The sequence below is a fragment of the Clostridium pasteurianum BC1 genome, assembly GCF_000389635.1.
Lineage (GTDB): Bacteria > Bacillota > Clostridia > Clostridiales > Clostridiaceae > Clostridium_I > Clostridium_I pasteurianum_A.
Map to the genome: position 1 here is coordinate 241854 of NC_021182.1, position 18203 is coordinate 260056.

General features: G+C 30.9%; 14 protein-coding genes, 1 pseudogene and 1 riboswitch. Of the genes and pseudogenes, 12 read left to right on the forward strand and 3 right to left on the reverse strand.

Features of this window, described 5'->3' with window-relative positions:
- The first annotated feature begins 275 nt into the window (after window positions 1–275).
- Window positions 276–2216, forward strand: coding sequence for a methionine--tRNA ligase (metG, locus tag CLOPA_RS01190; RefSeq protein WP_015613637.1), 1941 nt, complete (start codon window positions 276–278; stop codon window positions 2214–2216).
- Window positions 2217–2735: 519 nt separating this feature from the next.
- On the opposite strand, the gene CLOPA_RS01195 is transcribed toward metG, so the two are convergent.
- Window positions 2736–3335 carry a TetR/AcrR family transcriptional regulator gene (locus CLOPA_RS01195; protein ID WP_015613638.1) on the reverse strand — a complete coding sequence of 200 codons (600 nt, stop codon included), beginning with the start codon at window positions 3333–3335 and terminating at the stop codon, window positions 2736–2738.
- Window positions 3336–3521: 186 nt separating this feature from the next.
- On the opposite strand from CLOPA_RS01195, the gene CLOPA_RS01200 reads away from it, so the two are divergent.
- The 4 genes from CLOPA_RS01200 (at window position 3522) to CLOPA_RS01215 (ending at window position 9320) form a co-directional block, all read left to right on the forward strand.
- Window positions 3522–4064, forward strand: coding sequence for an NAD(P)H-dependent oxidoreductase (locus CLOPA_RS01200; RefSeq protein WP_015613639.1), 543 nt, complete (start codon window positions 3522–3524; stop codon window positions 4062–4064).
- A 21-nt stretch (window positions 4065–4085) separates the two neighbouring features.
- On the forward strand, window positions 4086–4757 hold the full coding sequence (locus CLOPA_RS01205; protein WP_015613640.1) for an NAD(P)H-dependent oxidoreductase: 672 nt from the start codon (window positions 4086–4088) through the stop codon (window positions 4755–4757).
- A gap of 1122 nt (window positions 4758–5879) precedes the next feature.
- Window positions 5880–6044, forward strand: a riboswitch (M-box (ykoK) riboswitch).
- Between the two features lie 252 nt (window positions 6045–6296).
- Complete coding sequence (locus CLOPA_RS01210) at window positions 6297–8015, forward strand: ABC transporter permease (protein WP_015613641.1); 1719 nt, start codon at window positions 6297–6299, stop codon at window positions 8013–8015.
- 12 nt (window positions 8016–8027) lie between these two features.
- Window positions 8028–9320, forward strand: coding sequence for an ABC transporter ATP-binding protein (locus CLOPA_RS01215; protein ID WP_015613642.1), 1293 nt, complete (start codon window positions 8028–8030; stop codon window positions 9318–9320).
- A 55-nt stretch (window positions 9321–9375) separates the two neighbouring features.
- Here CLOPA_RS01215 and CLOPA_RS01220 read toward each other — a convergent pair whose 3' ends face one another.
- A complete protein-coding gene (locus CLOPA_RS01220) occupies window positions 9376–9648 on the reverse strand; it encodes a hypothetical protein (RefSeq protein WP_015613643.1) in 273 nt (90 codons plus the stop codon).
- A gap of 207 nt (window positions 9649–9855) precedes the next feature.
- Between CLOPA_RS01220 and CLOPA_RS01225 the strand changes: the two genes are divergently transcribed.
- Window positions 9856–10242, forward strand: a complete 387-nt coding sequence (locus tag CLOPA_RS01225; RefSeq protein ID WP_015613644.1) for a DUF5684 domain-containing protein — start codon at window positions 9856–9858, stop codon at window positions 10240–10242.
- 211 nt (window positions 10243–10453) lie between these two features.
- Here the strand turns inward: CLOPA_RS01225 and CLOPA_RS01230 are convergent, their stop codons facing one another.
- On the reverse strand, window positions 10454–10651 hold the full coding sequence (locus CLOPA_RS01230; RefSeq protein ID WP_015613645.1) for a cold-shock protein: 198 nt from the start codon (window positions 10649–10651) through the stop codon (window positions 10454–10456).
- Window positions 10652–11023: 372 nt separating this feature from the next.
- Here CLOPA_RS01230 and CLOPA_RS01235 point away from each other — a divergent pair, with 372 nt between their 5' ends.
- From CLOPA_RS01235 to CLOPA_RS01260, 6 genes and pseudogenes are all read left to right on the forward strand, one after another.
- Window positions 11024–12136: a DUF362 domain-containing protein gene (locus CLOPA_RS01235; RefSeq protein ID WP_015613646.1), complete on the forward strand. Its 1113-nt coding sequence runs from the start codon at window positions 11024–11026 to the stop codon at window positions 12134–12136.
- Between the two features lie 19 nt (window positions 12137–12155).
- The gene (locus tag CLOPA_RS01240) at window positions 12156–12923 is read left to right on the forward strand and encodes a TatD family hydrolase (RefSeq protein ID WP_015613647.1); all 768 of its coding nucleotides are present in this window, start codon (window positions 12156–12158) and stop codon (window positions 12921–12923) included.
- 474 nt (window positions 12924–13397) lie between these two features.
- Complete coding sequence (locus tag CLOPA_RS01245; protein ID WP_015613648.1) at window positions 13398–14417, forward strand: 3D domain-containing protein; 1020 nt, start codon at window positions 13398–13400, stop codon at window positions 14415–14417.
- 252 nt (window positions 14418–14669) lie between these two features.
- Window positions 14670–15215, forward strand: a complete 546-nt coding sequence (rnmV, locus tag CLOPA_RS01250; protein WP_015613649.1) for a ribonuclease M5 — start codon at window positions 14670–14672, stop codon at window positions 15213–15215.
- A 3-nt stretch (window positions 15216–15218) separates the two neighbouring features.
- A pseudogene (gene rsmA / locus CLOPA_RS01255) lies at window positions 15219–16044 on the forward strand (16S rRNA (adenine(1518)-N(6)/adenine(1519)-N(6))-dimethyltransferase RsmA).
- 264 nt (window positions 16045–16308) lie between these two features.
- Window positions 16309–18147, forward strand: coding sequence for a hypothetical protein (locus CLOPA_RS01260; protein ID WP_015613650.1), 1839 nt, complete (start codon window positions 16309–16311; stop codon window positions 18145–18147).
- Window positions 18148–18203: the final 56 nt, after the last annotated feature.

Here is an 18203-nt window from a genome sequence, read left to right on the forward strand (position 1 = left end):
ATGAGTTCTGGAATTATCTTATATTGAGGAGTCACTTAGTAAGATTTCTGTTGTAAGGTAGAAATGAAATAGAGTGGTAACGCGATAACACGCCTCTAAATAAAACTGGTTTTTATTTAGAGGCTTTTTTGTATAGAGAAAAGCATCATAGTGAAGCTAGAAGAGGTTTCTAGCTTCAAATAACAAAAATGTAATTACTTTATATAAAATCTTTGATTAGTAATTTAGGAAAATTACAAATTGAAATATAAGATGGAATTTGAGGAGGAAGAAAAATGAACGAAAAGAAAAAATTTTATATTACTACGCCAATATACTATCCGTCAGCTAAGCTTCATATAGGTAATACCTATACTACTGTGGCTGCGGATGCGCTAGCTAGATTTAAAAGATTATGCGGGTATGACGTAATGCTTCTTACGGGAACAGATGAGCATGGTCAAAAGATACAGAGAAAAGCTGAAGAAAAGGGAGTTACCCCTAAGGAATATGTGGATGAAATAGTGGCAGGAATAAAAGACTTATGGAAAATGATGAATATAAGTTATGATAAATTTATTAGGACTACTGATGATTATCATGTAAAAGCGGTTCAAAAAATAGTTGAGAAACTTTATGAGCAAGGTGATATATATAAAGACGCTTATGAAGGACTATATTGTACCCCTTGTGAATCTTTTTGGACAGAAACACAGCTTGTGGATGGAAAATGTCCGGATTGTGGAAGACCTGTGGAAAAGACAAAAGAGGAAGCTTATTTTTTTAAAATGTCAAAATATGCAGATAAACTTATTGAATATATAGAAAATCATCCTGAATTTATTCAGCCAGAATCAAGAAAAAATGAAATGTTAAATAATTTTTTAAAACCAGGACTTCAGGATTTATGTATCTCAAGGACTTCTTTTAATTGGGGAATACCAGTAACCTTTGATAAGAAACATGTTGTATATGTATGGATAGATGCTCTATCAAATTATATTACAGCTCTTGGCTATGGCAGTGAAAATGATGAACGCTATAAAAAGTATTGGCCTTGTGATGTTCATCTTATTGGGAAGGATATATTAAGATTTCACACAATATATTGGCCAATAATGCTAATGGCTTTGGGACTTGAGCTTCCTAAACAGGTTTTTGGTCATGGATGGTTATTAGTAGATGGAGGAAAAATGTCGAAATCCAAAGGTAATGTAGTAGATCCAGTAGTATTGGTTAATGAATTTGGAACTGACCCTGTAAGATACTATTTATTGCATGAAATACCTTTTGGTGCAGATGGATTATTTAACAATGAAATATTTATTAAAAGAATAAATTCTGATTTAGCTAATGATCTTGGGAATTTAGTTTCAAGGACAGTAGCAATGATAGAGAAATATTTTCAGGGTATTATACCAGCACCTACAGACAAGGAAGCTTTAGATAATGAGCTTATTGAGTTAGCAATTGAAACTCCTAAGAATGTAGAAAAACACATGGATGCTTTAAAAATACCAGAAGCTTTAGATGATGTATGGGAGCTTGTAAGAAGATCAAATAAATATATAGATGAAACTACTCCCTGGATACTTGCAAAAGAAGAAGATAAGAAAGCTAGACTTGGAACAGTTCTATATAATCTGGTGGAAAGTCTTAGAATTGTATCTACGCTTTTATCAGCATTTTTACCAGAAACCAGTGAGAAAATAAATGATCAGTTAAATGTAGAATTGACAACCTGGAACAGTATAGCGGCCTTTGATGGAACTAGGGCTGGCAGTAAGGTTAAAAAGGGAGAAGCTATATTCCCAAGAATAGACGTAGATGCTAAACTGGAATTGCTTAATAAGATAAGAGAAGATCAGTTGAAGGCATCAGCAAAAGCAGCTATTCAGCCAATAAAAGAAGAAATTACTATAGAGGATTTTGATAAGATAGACTTAAGAGTAGTAAAAGTAATAGAATGTGAAGCTGTAAAGAAATCAAATAAGCTTTTGAAGTTAAAAGTTGAATTAGGTGGAGAAGAAAGACAGGTAATTTCAGGTATTTCCAAGTATTATAAACCTGAAGAACTTGTGGGTAAATATGTAGTATTAGTAGCAAATTTAAAACCAGCAAAATTAAGAGGAGAACTTTCACAGGGAATGATACTTGCAGCAGCTACAGATGATGATAGCAAGCTATTCACTGTATCCATTCCAGGAGAACTTCCAACAGGAAGCCAGGTAAGATAACTGTAGTTGTCTAAAAAAGTCTTAAACTAGACATTATACTATTTAAAGTATTGGATATTGAACATTAAAATATAAAACTCGATATGCTCAGAAATTTAAGTATATCGAGTTTTTGTTTTATGAAATAAAAGTATGAGAAGGAATGGAAAATTAATTATATATGATTTAATTTACAAAGTTATATTCATAAATATTTAATATAGTAAGTTTTATTATATTGCTGTGAATATAAAATAAAGAAAAGAGTAATGGATGGATTATTAGTAAAAATTCTACTTTTGAAGGAACTTAAGTTTGATTGCAGAATAATGGTATAGAAGGAAGCATTATAAAAAATTGAAGTTAATGTATATAATTGGAAGTTAACAATAAAAATTCTTTTAAAAGTATAGGATGTGATGAGGGAAACGTACATTAAGTAATGGAGATTTATATATTTTAGGTAGTATGATGAGGTTCGCCTCCACCAATAAAACCAACGAATACATAGACAGTATTGGAGAAACCCAATACTGTGATTTATTTATGTTCATTCCATATAATTTTTCTTACCAGTTCAAGATAATTACCTTCATAGGGATATTCTTTTCTTGCAATAAGGATAGCAAGACCATGGACTTTACCCCAACATTCTAATGCATAAGCGTTTTTATCGAAGTTGATATTAGTTGAAGTGTTTTTTTGCTCTAAAGAGAATGCTTCAATAGCATTAAAAAATGTTAAAAAAGGATGATTGGAGTGATTTGGAAGAATGTTATTTTTATTAATAAATTTTAAAATATCACTTAAAAATAGTAATTGAAGATATTCTGGATTTTCAACAAAAAATTTAACATATAAAAAGCCCATTTCTTTAATTTGGCTTTTTATATCATCAGGGTACTTTTTTACTGCTACCTTTAAACTATCATTAAATTTTTGTAAAGCTTCAAGAGTGATTGCAACTATTAGTTCATCTTTGTTTTTAAAATGCCTATAGGGTGCTGTGTGACTTACCCCACAAGACTTTGCAACTTTTCGAAGAGAAAAATTTTTGTATCCTTCTTCATTAAGTAGTTCTAAACCTTTTTCTATTAAATCGTTTTTTAAATTATCGTGATGATAGCTTATTTTATCCATCTATGTTTGTTATCCTTTCAATTAAAGACTAATTCATCTAAAAAGTAATTTTATAAAATTGAAGTTGAAAAATATATATAGTTTATTGTGATTTTATTTCAATATAATTTTACCACACAATGTTTACAATGTAAACATTGTGTGGTAAAATTTTCTTGAATGAAAAGATGGGAGTGGATAAGAGGTATGAAAGTTTTATTTATCGGAGATAAGAATCTAAAAACAGAGTATTCTATAGATTTGGACAAAAAGTTGAATGAATTGTTTACTAAGAAGGGATATGAATCAAAAACTATAAAAATTGGGGAAAAAGATTTGGCAAGTTGTGCTGGATGTTTTGGATGTTGGATAAAAACACCGGGAGAATGTATTATAAATGATTTAATGAGTGAGATAAATAGAAGTTATATGAACAGCGATATTGTTATTTATCTGACACCTATAATATTTGGACAATTCAGTGCAAATATAAAAAATGCTATGGATAGAAGAATCCCTAATATTTTGCCGTTTTTTGAAAAAGTCAATGGAGTGACTAAACATCCATCAAGATACGAAAAGTATCCTAATGAAATGATAATTGGTTATAGTGATGACATAACGAAAGAAGAAAAAAACACATTTTTAGACTTAATTAAAAAGCACAGAAAAAAGGTTGAAAATATATTTTTTTGTTTATCACAAGAAAGTAATAAGGAAATAATCGAAGATATTAAGAAAATAATATAAGTTAATTGGAGGAATGTATTTATGAAAAATGTTTGTTTTGTAAATGGAAGTCCAAAAGGAAAAGAAGCAATTTCATTACACTTTTTAGAGGTGCTAAATAATTTGATCGATGGAAATGAAGATTGTAAGTATTTCATTGATGTAAAAACAAGTACTAAAGGAAATAACTTAGAAGGTGATTTTGAAAAAATGGCAAAAGCAGATGCTATTATTATTTCTTTTCCACTGTATGTATATTGCCTGCCAGGTGTATTGATGCGATTTTTAGAGCAATACTATTTATTTCTTAAAAATAAAAGTGAATTTAATAAAGAAGTTAAGGTTTATGCCATAGTAAATTGTGGCTTCCCGGAACCTGAAATAAATAATGAAGCTATAAGAGTAATACAAAATTTCTGTAATAGATTAAATTTAAATTGGAGATTTGGTATTTCAATTGGCTGCGGACCTTTTGTAGCAGCTACTAAAGATGTACCTATTATGAATAAATCCAGTAGGAATATTAATATGGCTTTGCTCAAAATGACTAAGGACATTGAAAATAATGTGGACAGTAAAAAGGAAAATATTCTTATAAAACCAAGCTTTCCCAAGTCTTTATTACTGCGTATGGGAGGTTCAGTGTGGATTAAAATTGCAAAAAAGAATGGATTAAATAAATTTGACTTATACAAAAGACCTTATGTAAGTTAAGTGCATAAAAAATCAATATTATATTTAATAGTAGTGGGTTTTAAAAGGCATGATTTGCCTCCAGCAGTGAAAGCCAAAAACAACGTTTAACATACATAATGTGGCTACTTAATTATATACTGTTTAATATGTTGTAAGTAGGGATTATATTACCAACACGTATTATTTTTATTAATACGCATTCTTCTTATATTTCGGTGCGACAAGAAGTCGCTAATTAGTAGTGTTTCGTAAGAAACTACGCCAGTTACTAGGCGTATCCTCGCTTGAAACTGCACTCCGAGTAATTGGTTTGTAGGTTGCATGAGAGTTAACTACCTAATGTCATTGCTTTACGCAGGAGCAATACAGGGTTAGGGGAAAAGTGGAAAGTATAAACGAAAGTTGAACCTTTGTAAGCTTCGTTAAAGAAGATAAGCGTACTGCGGAGCAACAAGCTTAATATGGATAGGAAAGATTGAATCGTCTTGCAATCGTGCAGTAACCCATATATCTATCGGAGTATAGAAGGATACTTAACCATTTGAATCTACTGTTAACGGAACTTGGTAAACCCTTTGTGTTCCTCAATAGAGGTAGGGCAATCGAGAGAAAGCTACAATACCAGAGGGTAAAGGATTGTGGAGAAAGCGAATGCCAGTAGGACGAAAGTTCAGGGGAAAAAATTAACCAGTGAAAGCTTTTCACACTCGCGGGTGAAAAAGTGAAAGATTGCCGCTGTGGGGCCAAGGTGAAAGATTTAGCCTTAGCTTCGCCGTGGTTAAAAGTGAAAGAATTCACGGAGTGAATAGTGAAGGATGCTTTTTCTCCGCTATGTTACGAAAAAAGCTTTTAAACTAAAAATTTGACACTTAATTAAAAGACTTATAAGTTTTAAAGACCGCTAGATCATTAAAAGAGCTGAATTATATAAATTCTTATGTTTTAAATATAAGATTACTGCTAACAAATGAGCTATCTCCCTAAAAACTTCTTAAGGGATAAATTTTGTTGACAATATGGGTAACAAAGTATATTATTACAAAGGATGATGGTAATCGACAAAAAATTATGAATTTGTTATTTTGGTTTTACATGAATATAGCATATATTTAGCGTAACAGATTTATACTATATAAAGTAAACGGAACTTGTTAGGTGAGGTTCCTATATGAATATATGCTACTACCCAGAAATGTCGAGAGACGCCAATGGGTCAGCTGATACTACCGAATTAAGGTTTTATCTAATGTAGCTGAGATTTTCTCTATGTCATATAGTGCCAAAGCTGGACTAAAGGGGGAGTTTTTGATATGCTTTTAAAAGCTTTCACTTTCCGTGAAGGCTTTTTTCTTAGCGTTTAAGTTGATTACTTTTTAAGAAAGGTGATGATGATTATGGATGGAGATGCCAGTTATTATAGATGTATAAATTTATTTAGCGAAATTAGGATTGTACTAGATATCTGAAAATAAATAAAAGATGAAAAATACATTAGTCAAAAATTATTTATTTGAAGATACTTAAAACCTTAATTTCATATTAAGGAGGTAAGTTTACATGAGAAATGAAAAAGTTTTTAACAGACAAAAATTTGGAATGATTGATATTGTAATCTTTATATGTATAGCTATGTTTATATATTTAATAATGTCTCCAGGCATGCAGGGAGCTTCTAGCAATGTAAACGTAAAAATTTCAACTGATTTAAATATGCTGCCTTACTATGCACTTAGATCTGTTTTAAGAATGACAGCTGCTTATATAATATCTATAATTTTTACATTGGTGTATGGATATATAGCAGCGCATAATCCAAAGGCAGAAAAGATACTCATACCAATACTGGATATACTTCAGTCAATACCTGTGTTGTCTTTTTTACCAGCAGTAGTTCTAGGACTTATAGCTCTTTTCCCTAATGGAACTGTGGGAGTTGAAATAGCTTCCATTATATTGATTTTTACCGGTCAGGCATGGAATATGACCTTTAGCTTTTATTATTCCTTAAAGGTTTTGCCTAGAGATCTTAAAGAGGCATCCAGTGTTTTACAATTAAATAAATGGCAGCAATTTAAAAAATTAGAACTGCCTTTTGCAACTATAGGATTAGTTTGGAATAGTATGATGTCCTGGGCTGGTGGTTGGTTCTTTTTAATGGCTTGTGAAATGTTTACTCTGCGGGGTAGAAACTTCAGACTTAAGGGTATAGGATCATTTCTTCAGACAGCAGCTAATGAAGGCAATACTAAAGCACTTATATATGGAATAGCAACATTGATTATAGTAATAATACTTCTAGATCAATTCATATGGAGGCCTGTAATTACCTGGTCAGATAAATTTAAAGTAGAGCTTACACAATCAAATGATGAGCCTAAATCCTTTGTTTTAAAATTATTAAGACGTTCTTATATAGTTCAAGTATTAACTGAAAAATTATTAGAACCATTTTTTACTTTTATTGGTGGACTTATAGATAAATTTATTTCTAATATGAATAAAAACAAAGGTGTAAAAAATGAGAAAGCTGGAAAGATAATAAAAATAATAATTAGGGCAGCGGCTATAATTGTAGCCATATACTTAGGCTTCAATGTAATTAAGCTTTTATCTACATTAAGAATCAGAGATCTACAGGCAGTTCCTAAAGCTGTACTTTTCTCATTATTAAGAGTAATAGCAGCACAGGTTATAGCATTAATTTGGACTGTACCTGTGGGAGTGGCAATTGGGATGAATAGAAAACTTGCTAATGTACTCCAGCCAGTTATACAGATTATAGCTTCTATTCCGGCTACAGCACTTTTCCCTGTAGTGCTTGGAATTTTTATGAGTGTACTTGGGGGACTTGGTTTTGCGTCTATAATACTTATGCTCATGGGAACTCAATGGTATATACTATTTAATGTAGTGGCAGGAGCCATGGCAATACCAGAAGACTTAAAGGCAGCTACAAAAACCTTTGGTATAACTGGATTAAAGAAGTGGAAAACTCTTATACTTCCAGGAATATTTCCATATCTTGTTACAGGAATGATTACAGCTACTGGAGGATGTTGGAATGCAAGTATTGTGTCTGAATATGTAAATTTTGGAGGACATTCTGTTAAAACTATAGGTTTAGGGGCCTTAATATCACAAGCCACGGAAAGTGGAAATTTTGCATTACTTTTGATGGGAACAATAACTATGTGTATAGTAGTTGTGGTAATCAATAATGTGGTTTGGAAAAGACTTTATACTTTAGCAGAAGAAAGATTTAAAATAGAAATGTAAGGAGTGAATGATTTGAAGAAACAAAAGGAATTTATAAAGGTAGAAGGAATAACAAAATATTTTGGAGAATCCGAAAAACCTACCATAAAGGATATAAACATAAATATAAATGAAGATGAATTTATAGCTATTCTTGGGCCTTCAGGATCTGGTAAGTCATCACTTCTTAGGATTATAACAGGACTTATTGAGCCTACAGAAGGTGAAGTAATATTTGATGGTAAAAAAGTAGAAGGAGTAAATCCATATGCTTCAATAGTTTTTCAATCCTTTGCTCTTTATCCTTGGCTTACAGTTCAGGAAAATGTGGAACTGGGATTGAAGGCTAAAGGTTTCCCAAAGGATTATACCACAGAAAAAGCATCAGAGCTCATAAGCCTTATAGGATTAGATGGATTTGAAGAAGCATATCCAAAGGAACTTTCAGGAGGTATGAGGCAAAGAGTTGGTTTTGCAAGGGCGCTTGCAGTACAGCCAAAATTGTTATGTATGGATGAACCATTTTCTGCACTGGATTTTTTAACAGCAGAGAACCTCAGAACGGAGCTTATAGATCTGTGGACTACTAAGAAGATGCCTATAAAGAGTATAATAATGATAACTCACGGAATAGAAGAGGCAGTTTTAATGGCAGATAAAATAGTTATGCTAAGTCGTGACCCTGCAAGAGTTATAGCAGAAATAAATATAGACTTGCCTCATCCAAGAAACAGAAAATCACCTGAATTTGAAAAAATTGTTGATAGTGTTTATAAAATACTGACAAAAGGTGAATTTGAAGAACCAAACAAAGATAAGATTGAAAAAGTAGTAAAAGAGAATATTGAAAAACCAGTTGAAATTCCCGAAGCCAGTATTGGAGTTATGTCTGGACTTTTGGAACTGGTAGATGATAATGATGGCAGAATGGATATTTATCAACTTGGACGTGATCTTATGATGGAAATAGACGATCTTTTGCCTAATATTGAAGGTATATCTATGCTGAAATTTGCAGAGGTAAAAGAAGGAGATATTATTATTACACCTCTGGGAAGCAGATTTATAGAATCTGACACAGAAGAGGGCAAGGAAATTTTTAGAGAACAAATAATGAATATATCTACCTTTAAGGTTATAGTTAAAGTTTTAAATACTAAGAGAAATAAAAAGATGAAAGAAGAATTTTTTAAAGAATTATTTTCTCAACATTTAGGAGAGCATTATATAGAAAAGAAAATGAGTGCCATTATAGATTGGGGAAGATATGCTGAATTATTTAATTATGATCATGATACGGAAGAATTATATATAGAAGTGGAATAATTGAGAGCAAGCATTCACTAAAGCAGTCATTGATAAGTATGACTGCTTTAGTTGTTTATAGAGAAGCAGTAAATACCCCCATAATAGTTATGACAATTATAAAAACAATTATTCCCATTATGCTTAGTACAATGCCAGAAGTAGTTAAAGAGTCTCCCTTCATAATTGTACCGGATTCATGAAATCTGATTTTGGTTTTTATACCAAGTGAAATTCCAATTATACTGAATAATAATCCAATAAAATTTATTATGGGGATAAAGCAGAGAATTAGAGCTACTATTCCAAGTATTAAAGTGGCAATGGCCATATCATCATTTTTTATCAAACACTATCACCTCAAAATTCTGATTATCCTATGGAATGTTTTAGAAGTTATTATCTATAAATATGTTATAAACATGTAATTTAGTACTATTTAATGAGAGCAGGGATACAATTTGTAAATAAATTGTAGTTGTAAGGAATACTTTTCTTCTATAAGAATATTAATTATATAGATAAAATTTCTGGTCAATGGAGGTCGGTACATACTATGTATAACATATTTTATTTAATGACTTCAAAGCCTGCTGTAATAATTGAAATTATAAATTACATAATATTCTCTATAGCTTGGTGCAAGCTGTGTGAGAAAGCAAATGTAAGAAATCAATGGTTAGCTTTCACCCCTTTTCTTCAGATTATAGTATTTTTAAATATTATAGATAGAAGTGGGTGGTATGGGTTATTACTTATGATACCAATAGTCAATATAGTTCTCATGATAGTATGGTTTACAGAATTTTATAATTCATTTAATATAAAGAAGCTATGGATTGTTCTATCCATAGTAATTTATCCTATAGGTTGTATTTATATGCTTTATATGGCTTATTCAGAAAAAATAGACTATATTGGTGGCAGCAGCTATCGTTATTGAAGAAAGGCAAAAGAGAAATATTTTATTAATTAGTTTAGTTATGAGCTTTAAGTAGTTTAATTAAGTTTAAACAGTTTATTAAAAGATTAATCATAATAAAAAATCAGCTTAAATATATTTTTATAAATTAAAAAGCGTACATAGAAAAATTTCTTGTACGCTTCTAATAAATTTACCAAGTAAGTTTTATTATGAAAAATTACTTTTCAATCTATGCTTTTTTTACATTAACGGCTTGATCGCCCTTTTGACCTTGGGTTAAGTCGAATTCAACCTTTTCGCCTTCTTCAAGACTCTTGAATCCTGATTCTTCAATACCTGAATAATGAACAAATACATCCTTTCCATCTTCGGTAGTAATGAAGCCATACCCTTTTTGAGCGTTAAACCATTTAACATTTCCTAACATTAAAAAAACCTCCTGAATAACTAATATGAAAATCACTTTGATGACCTTCTTACATATATTATGCCTATTAAGTAGGCATTTATTCAAATTATAGGAAGAGTTAGTAAATAAATTATTAGCATTACATTTAGAATTACCTTTGTATGCTGTAAGTTAAAAGTTATCCATATTATCATAGATTGCTCATGGATAAAATTAAGTATTGTAGAAAGTATAATGTCTAAAGTTATATAGAAACTAATAATTAGGATTATGAACTTAATTGTAATAAAAAAACAATTGAAGCACTTTTAAATTACGAGGTATAATATATTTTAATGAGGATTATGTTTAGAATTAATCTATCAAAATTTGTTATGGAGATGATATTAAATGGAAAAATCTAAAGTATATTTTACAAATTTGAGAACAAAACCAGGCGCTAATTTATTAGATAAACTAGAAAAATTGATGGTTAAGGCTGGAATTAAGGATATAGATTTTAAAGATAAATTTGCAGCTATAAAAATTCATTTTGGAGAAATAGGAAATCTTGCATACATAAGACCAAATTATGCAGCAAAGGTTGTAGAAGTAATTAAAGAATTAGGTGGAAAACCATTTTTAACTGATGCTAACACACTTTATTCCGGTAAAAGAGCTAATGCTTTGGATCATCTTGATACAGCAATGAAGCATGGCTTTAATCCAATGGTGGTAGGCTGCAATGTTATAATTGCAGATGGTCTTAAGGGAACAGATTATACTGAAGTTGAAATAAATCAAAAGCATTGTAAGACTGCTAAAATAGGTACTGCAATAACAGATGCCGATATTATTATTTCTATGAATCATTTTAAAGGGCATGAGATGACTGGTTTTGGAGGTGCTCTTAAAAATCTTGGAATGGGTTCCGGTTCAAGAGGTGGAAAATTAGAAATGCATTCTGCATCACAGCCTAAAATACAAAAGGATAATTGTGTAGCCTGTGGAATGTGTATTAAAAATTGTGCACAAGAAGCCATAAGCTTTGATGAAAACAAAAAGGCTACTATTGATTATGAGAAGTGCGTGGGATGCGGACAATGCGTAGCAATTTGTCAGTTTGATGCCGCACAGGTTGTGTGGAATGAATCTGCTGATACTGCAAATGAGAAAATTGCTGAATATGCTTATGCAGTAGTAAAAGATAAACCCAATTTTCATATTAATTTTATTATGAATGTATCTCCTAACTGTGATTGCTGGGATAATAATGACATGGCAATAGTACCTGACCTTGGAATTGCAGCCTCCTTTGATCCTGTGGCATTAGATAAAGCCTGTGTAGATATGGTAAATAATGCACCAAAGATAAATGGGTCTATATTAGATGATATTCACTATCATGAAGGAGAAGATAAATTTGGTCACATACATGATAATACTAATTGGAAAACAGGATTGGATCATGGACAAGAAATAGGACTGGGTAATGAAGAATATGAGTTGATAAACCTAATATAGTTAAAAAGGAGAAAAATATATGATTTTTGATTCACATGCACATTATGATGATGAGGCCTTTAATGAAGATAGGGATAAGGTTATAGAAGAACTTAAAAAAAATGAGATTATAGGAGTGCTAAATTGTGGAGCTTCATTAGAGGGGGCTAGAGATTCTGTAAAATTAGCAGATAAATATGATTTCTTTTATGCAGCGGTGGGTATTCATCCAGAGTTTGCGGATATTGTAAATGATGAAACCATAGAGGAACTTAAAGAACTTGCTAGAAATTCAAAGGTGAAAGCTATAGGTGAAATAGGGCTTGATTATCATTATGAAGAAAATCCAGCTAGAGAGATCCAAAAGGCAGCATTTATAAGGCAGATGGAACTTGCGCAGGAACTTGAACTTCCGGTAGTTATTCATGATAGAGATGCCCATGGAGACACGCTGGAGATAATAAAACAATTTCCTAAGGTAAAGGGGGTAGTACATTGTTTTGCAGGAAGTGTAGAAATGGCAAGAGAATGTATTAAATTGGGGTATTATATTGGTTTCACTGGAGTTGTGACTTTCAAAAATGCTAAAAAAATAGTAGAGGTTGCAAAGGAAATACCCTTAGATAGAATGCTCCTTGAAACTGATTGTCCCTATATGTCACCAGAACCTAATAGGGGAAAAAGGAACAGATCTGATTATATAGAATATATTGCAGAGAAAATAGCTGAAATTAGGAGGGATATTCCAATAAATGTAAAAAATCAAACTATACTAAATACTAAAAATTTGTTTAAAATACAATATTAGTATAAAATAGTATTTAAAGTTTTAATTTATCTGATGACTACCCGATCTAATCGTCTATCATATTCCATGAAAGCCATTCACACAAAATCCAAGATTTTGGTTCTCTGCTTTTCTTGAAAGTAAGAGATTAGAACGGCTATGTCCTTGGATAACGATTTCTAATCATCATAGGTCATAAAAACTCCACCTGGTGCTTAGGAATATGTTTATTCAAGTGTCAATAAGTATTTAGATAGATTTGACTTTAATAGTACTATTTTGCTATATGTGTTCATATAATTTAATAAAGGAATTAACCTAGTTATTAATCTCCTATAGTAAAATCAGTAAATTACTAAATTATGGCTATTATACATTTATATTGATAAATACAATACTGTATTTTCTGATTTTGACTAATTATGGCAGATAATTTGACATTGTGTGAAACTTATAGTTATAATGTTAAAGATTCTTGCTAGAGGGGGGATTAACATGTTTAAAAAATTGAAGGATAATTTGTTTAATTTTAGCAGTTATTTTTCAAAGGGTTCTATTATAGCTCTAGTTATGGTAATTATAATATTAAGTGTTGCCATATATGCAAGAAGCATGAGAAAAGTTATAACATTATCTCTTAATGGTGATGTAAAAAAAGTTACATCATACAAGAGTACTGTAAAAGATGTTTTAGAGCAAAATAATATTAGAATAGAACCTAAGGATAAGGTTGAACCTAGTGTAGACACAAAAGTGAAAAATGGACAAGAGATATATATAAAAAGAGCAGTAGGTTTAGAAATGCTTGTAGATGGTAAAAATTTAAAAATTAAATCTGCAGAAAACTCAGTAAAGGATATGCTGAAATCAGAAGGTATAAAGTTAGGTGATTTAGATAAGGTAAAGCCTTCAGAAAATGAAGCCATTAAGGCTGATATGAAAGTTGCAGTGACAAGAGTTACTACTCAGCAGATTACAGAGGCAAAGCCCATAGATTTTGAAACAGTAATTCAAAAAGATAATACTATGGGAAATGATGAAAAACAGGTTATCCAGCAAGGAGTAGCTGGTTCTAAAGAAGTAGTAAGTAATGTTACTTATGAAGATGGTAAGGAAGTCTCACGAAATATAATAAGTGAGGTAGTAAAAAGTGAACCTGTAAAAGCTGTTATTAAAGAAGGAACTCTTGGCGTTATAAATGTAAATCGTGGAAGTAAAACGGTTTATAAGAGTAAAATCAATGCAAAGGCTACTGCTTATACCGCAGATCTTAGTTTTGGAATAACTGCTTCTGGAACGAGAGTTAAAAGAGATGTTAATGGATACAGCTCTATAGCTGTTGATCCTAGAGTTATACCTTTGGGAACAAAGCTTTATGTACCAGGTTATGGCTATGGAATAGCTGAAGATACAGGTGGTGCAATAAAGGGAAACCGAGTAGATTTATTTTTTACAAGCGAGACAGAATGTGATAACTGGGGAGTTAGACCAGTAGATGTGTATGTTTTGAAATAGGGGCTTAAGGCTCCTTATTTTTTTTGTTGTATTAAGAACAAACCTGTTTGCTAAATAGGTTTGTTCAAAAAAGCTTAAGTGTTGAGGGAAAAGATCTTATTTGGGTATAATAGATATGGTTTAGCCGGTCAATCTAAAAACTAAAGGAGTAGATATAGTAGAAAATACTATATTTAACTTGTCATTTCTTTTTGTATAGATTAAGCTATATAATTAGAATAATGTTCTAAGGATATTTGGAGGAATTGTAAAATGATTAAGGAAGTAATTGTTGTGGAGGGAAGAGATGATATTTCTGCCATAAAGAGAGCTGTAGAAGCTGATGTTATAGCTGTAGGAGGCTTTGGAATAAATAAAGCAGTTATTGATAAAATAATAGATGCACAAAAAAGAAGAGGAGTAATTGTGTTTACAGATCCGGATTTTGCTGGAGAAAAGATACGAAGAATAATAACAAAAAGAGTAAAAGGTGTAAAGCATGCTCGAATTACACAAAAGGAAGGAACTAAGGCTGATGATATTGGAGTTGAGAATGCAGAGCCAAAAGCAATAATAAGAGCTCTTAAAAATGCAAAATGCGAAAATAAAGAGAAAGTTGAAAATTTTAATATTCAAGATATGATATTTTTTAAACTTACAGTAGATATTAGGGCAAAGGATAGAAGAGATGCAGTAGGAAGACAATTAGGCATTGGATATGCCAATTCAGCTCAATTTTTAACAAGATTAAATAATTTTGGAATAAGCAAAGAAGAACTTGTAGAAGCTGTAAGAAAAGCAGAAAAGGAGATGAAATAGAGGTTGGGAATTGTTAATACAAAAGAGATAGTAAAAAAATATGGTTTTAAATTTACTAAAAGTTTAGGTCAAAATTTTTTAATTGATGATACAGTTTTAAAGGATATAGTAGTAGGAGCGGAAGTTTCAAAAGAAGACTTTGTAATTGAAATTGGGCCTGGGGTTGGAACACTTACAAAACAGCTGTTAATTGCAGCAAAGGCTGTGTGTGCAATTGAGCTGGATGGTGACCTTTTACCTATATTAGAACAGGAATTAAAAGAATATGATAATTTTACATTAATACATAAAGATGCACTTAAAGTAGATTTCAATGAAATAATGGCTCATGAGAAGTCTGTTAAATTAGTAGCTAATTTGCCCTACTATGTTACTACGCCAATAATATCTAGATTATTGACCGGAGGATATATTTTTAAATCTCTCACTATAATGATACAAAAGGAAGTGGCAGAGAGAATAGCTGCGAAGCCAAATTGTAAGGAATACGGTGCTTTATCACTGCTTGTACAGTATTATTGTGATACGGAAATAATAAGAAAGGTTTTACCTACTTCTTTTATTCCTCAGCCTAAGGTTGAATCCATAGTAATAAAATTAGATAAGTTAAATAAACCTAGGGTAGAAGTAAAAGATGACTATAATAAGAAATGCTTTCAATATGAGGAGAAAGACTCTTTGGAATGCACTTAAACAATTAAAATTAAGTAAAGAAAAATTGGAAAGCGCCTTTTTAGAGGCTGGAATAGATTCTAAAAGAAGAGGAGAGACTCTTTCTATTGAAGAGTTTGCAAAATTATCTAATGTTATTTATTTCATGATTAGCTGATATAATAGAATTTAAAATAGGCTAGCATACTGGCTAGTTTATTTTTTGAACATGCCTTAAGCTTAGTGAGAGTGGGAATTAATACTAGGTAAGTTTTATTGATAATTTAGCAAGTTAATAAATATAAAAACATATATTTACTTGAAATGCCAGATATATTTTTATTGATAAATAAAAAATGCCTAGCATTTTTTTTTATTTGTTCATTTTTAGTTATTTCTCTCATATATTATATTGTATAAATATTGCGGGGGGATAAAGAGGTTGAGTCAGAAAAAAAAATATAGTAGATATTTCATAATACTTCAAGAAGATGAAAAAGGCTATGGATTAGCATCAGATAAAGCACCAACCGGTTATGCCAAATTAGAGGTAAGGAACAATAAATGTAAAGTTTCATTTTATGTTCAAAACCTGAAAAAAGAAATGAAGCCATATTATATATTACTTATTTGTGATAAGAAAGATGAAAAGAAATTAGTTAAGCTTGGTGAATTAAATATAGACAATACTGGAAGAGCAGAAGTAAGTAGGGAGTTTACTCCTGAAAACATTGCAGCTAGTGGTGTGTCGGTAGATAAAATTTCTGGAGCCGCAGTAATTAGATCTGTTGATAGAAATGTCATAAGTGTATTAAATGGATTTTCGGTTACAGATATTCCGGGAGATTGGAAAAAATATACTTTAATAGATAATGTTCAGAAAAGAGATAAAGAAGAAAGTGAAATAAAAGATACTAGCATTGATGATAATAAAGATAGAAGTTTCGATGAGTATGAAAAAAGAATAGAAAAAATTAAGGAAGAAGATTCAAAAGAGCAGTTTGAGGAACGTGAAAGATACAGGGAGGAAATGTCTCAGAATGGTGAGGAACATACAGATATAAATGAACCAATAGGAATTAGATCCTCAGAAGAATTAGATGATAAGGAAGAAAATTTACAAGATTCAAATGGAGAAAATAGTGATGACATTAGAAATTTTAAGAAGCATAAGCATTGGAAGCATGAGTCAAACAAAGACAACAAGGCTAACTCAAAAATAAAGCCTATAATTGAAAAAGGTAATAAGGATAACAAAGACAAGAAAGATAACAAGGATAACAAGGTTAGCCAACCAAATAAGATCAATGAACCTAATAAGGCCAGCCAACCAAATAAAGTTAGCGAACCTAATAAGGCTAGTCAACCCAATAAAGTTGGTGAACCCAATAAGAGTGGTCAAGTCAATAAAGTTGGTGAATCTAATAAGATTAGTGAACCTAACAAAAGCAGTGTTCCTAATAAAGTAAATACAAAAATAGAAAATCAAGGAACTAAAGGATTTAAAGTTGAACAGAAGCCAAATAATAATGCAAATAAAGAACTTAAATATAAATCAAATAGTTACAAACAAAGATTAGAAGACATAGATGATACAGAAATTAATAATAATGAATTAGGATACAATATTAACCAAAATGAAGAAGATAATATATCAGAAGAAAGAGATGTATTAAGTAATAACCTAGGAAGTTTTTATAATAGCATTGTTTCGAAGGATAATATTAATCTTAATAATAATACTGGTGTTAATAACAATTTAAATAATGATATTAATTCTAATAACTATACTAATGTTAATAATAATGAGAAAATACAATTCGATAATAATCAAAAATCAAATGATGATCCAAAAACAAAGTCAGCAAAATTTTTTCAAGGGCTAACAAAGAATTTGCAGCAATGGAATGATGATTTTCAAGATCTTAGCAAAAGTCAATGGTATAATATACCAGTAAAATCTATAGAGGATATGTATAAAGCTTCAAGTTACAACAGGTATACTATATTATATTATCCTATGATAAGCTACTTTCCATATATAATAAGACATGGCCACTATTTATTTGGATACAAATATGATAAAGATGGAAAGGTGAAATATATAGTGTATGGAATACCTGGTACAAAGGCTCATTATGATCAGCCTTTTGGAGGAAAATTTGGATTTGTAAGCTGGGTTCAGGGAAAGAATCATAAGGGTAAATACGGAAATATGGGATATTGGCTATTGTTCTATGATTTCAGAAAGTCAGTAATAGTAATTCCTGTGAACAAGTGAAATGTGTAAGCTTATAGTCGGTATAAATAAAATGGATATCTATCCTGTGAATTTTA

Bases quoted from the DNA above. Each gene is read 5' to 3' on its own strand.
- CLOPA_RS01225 (WP_015613644.1), top strand. From the start codon at position 9,856: ATGTATAACATATTTTATTTAATGACTTCAAAGCCTGCTGTAATAATT.
- rnmV (WP_015613649.1), top strand. From the start codon at position 14,670: ATGATTAAGGAAGTAATTGTTGTGGAGGGAAGAGATGATATTTCTGCC.
- CLOPA_RS01205 (WP_015613640.1), top strand. From the start codon at position 4,086: ATGAAAAATGTTTGTTTTGTAAATGGAAGTCCAAAAGGAAAAGAAGCA.
- CLOPA_RS01240 (WP_015613647.1), top strand. From the start codon at position 12,156: ATGATTTTTGATTCACATGCACATTATGATGATGAGGCCTTTAATGAA.
- CLOPA_RS01230 (WP_015613645.1), bottom strand. From the start codon at position 10,651: ATGTTAGGAAATGTTAAATGGTTTAACGCTCAAAAAGGGTATGGCTTC.
- CLOPA_RS01200 (WP_015613639.1), top strand. From the start codon at position 3,522: ATGAAAGTTTTATTTATCGGAGATAAGAATCTAAAAACAGAGTATTCT.
- CLOPA_RS01235 (WP_015613646.1), top strand. From the start codon at position 11,024: ATGGAAAAATCTAAAGTATATTTTACAAATTTGAGAACAAAACCAGGC.
- CLOPA_RS01245 (WP_015613648.1), top strand. From the start codon at position 13,398: ATGTTTAAAAAATTGAAGGATAATTTGTTTAATTTTAGCAGTTATTTT.
- metG (WP_015613637.1), top strand. From the start codon at position 276: ATGAACGAAAAGAAAAAATTTTATATTACTACGCCAATATACTATCCG.
- CLOPA_RS01210 (WP_015613641.1), top strand. From the start codon at position 6,297: ATGAGAAATGAAAAAGTTTTTAACAGACAAAAATTTGGAATGATTGAT.
- CLOPA_RS01195 (WP_015613638.1), bottom strand. From the start codon at position 3,335: ATGGATAAAATAAGCTATCATCACGATAATTTAAAAAACGATTTAATA.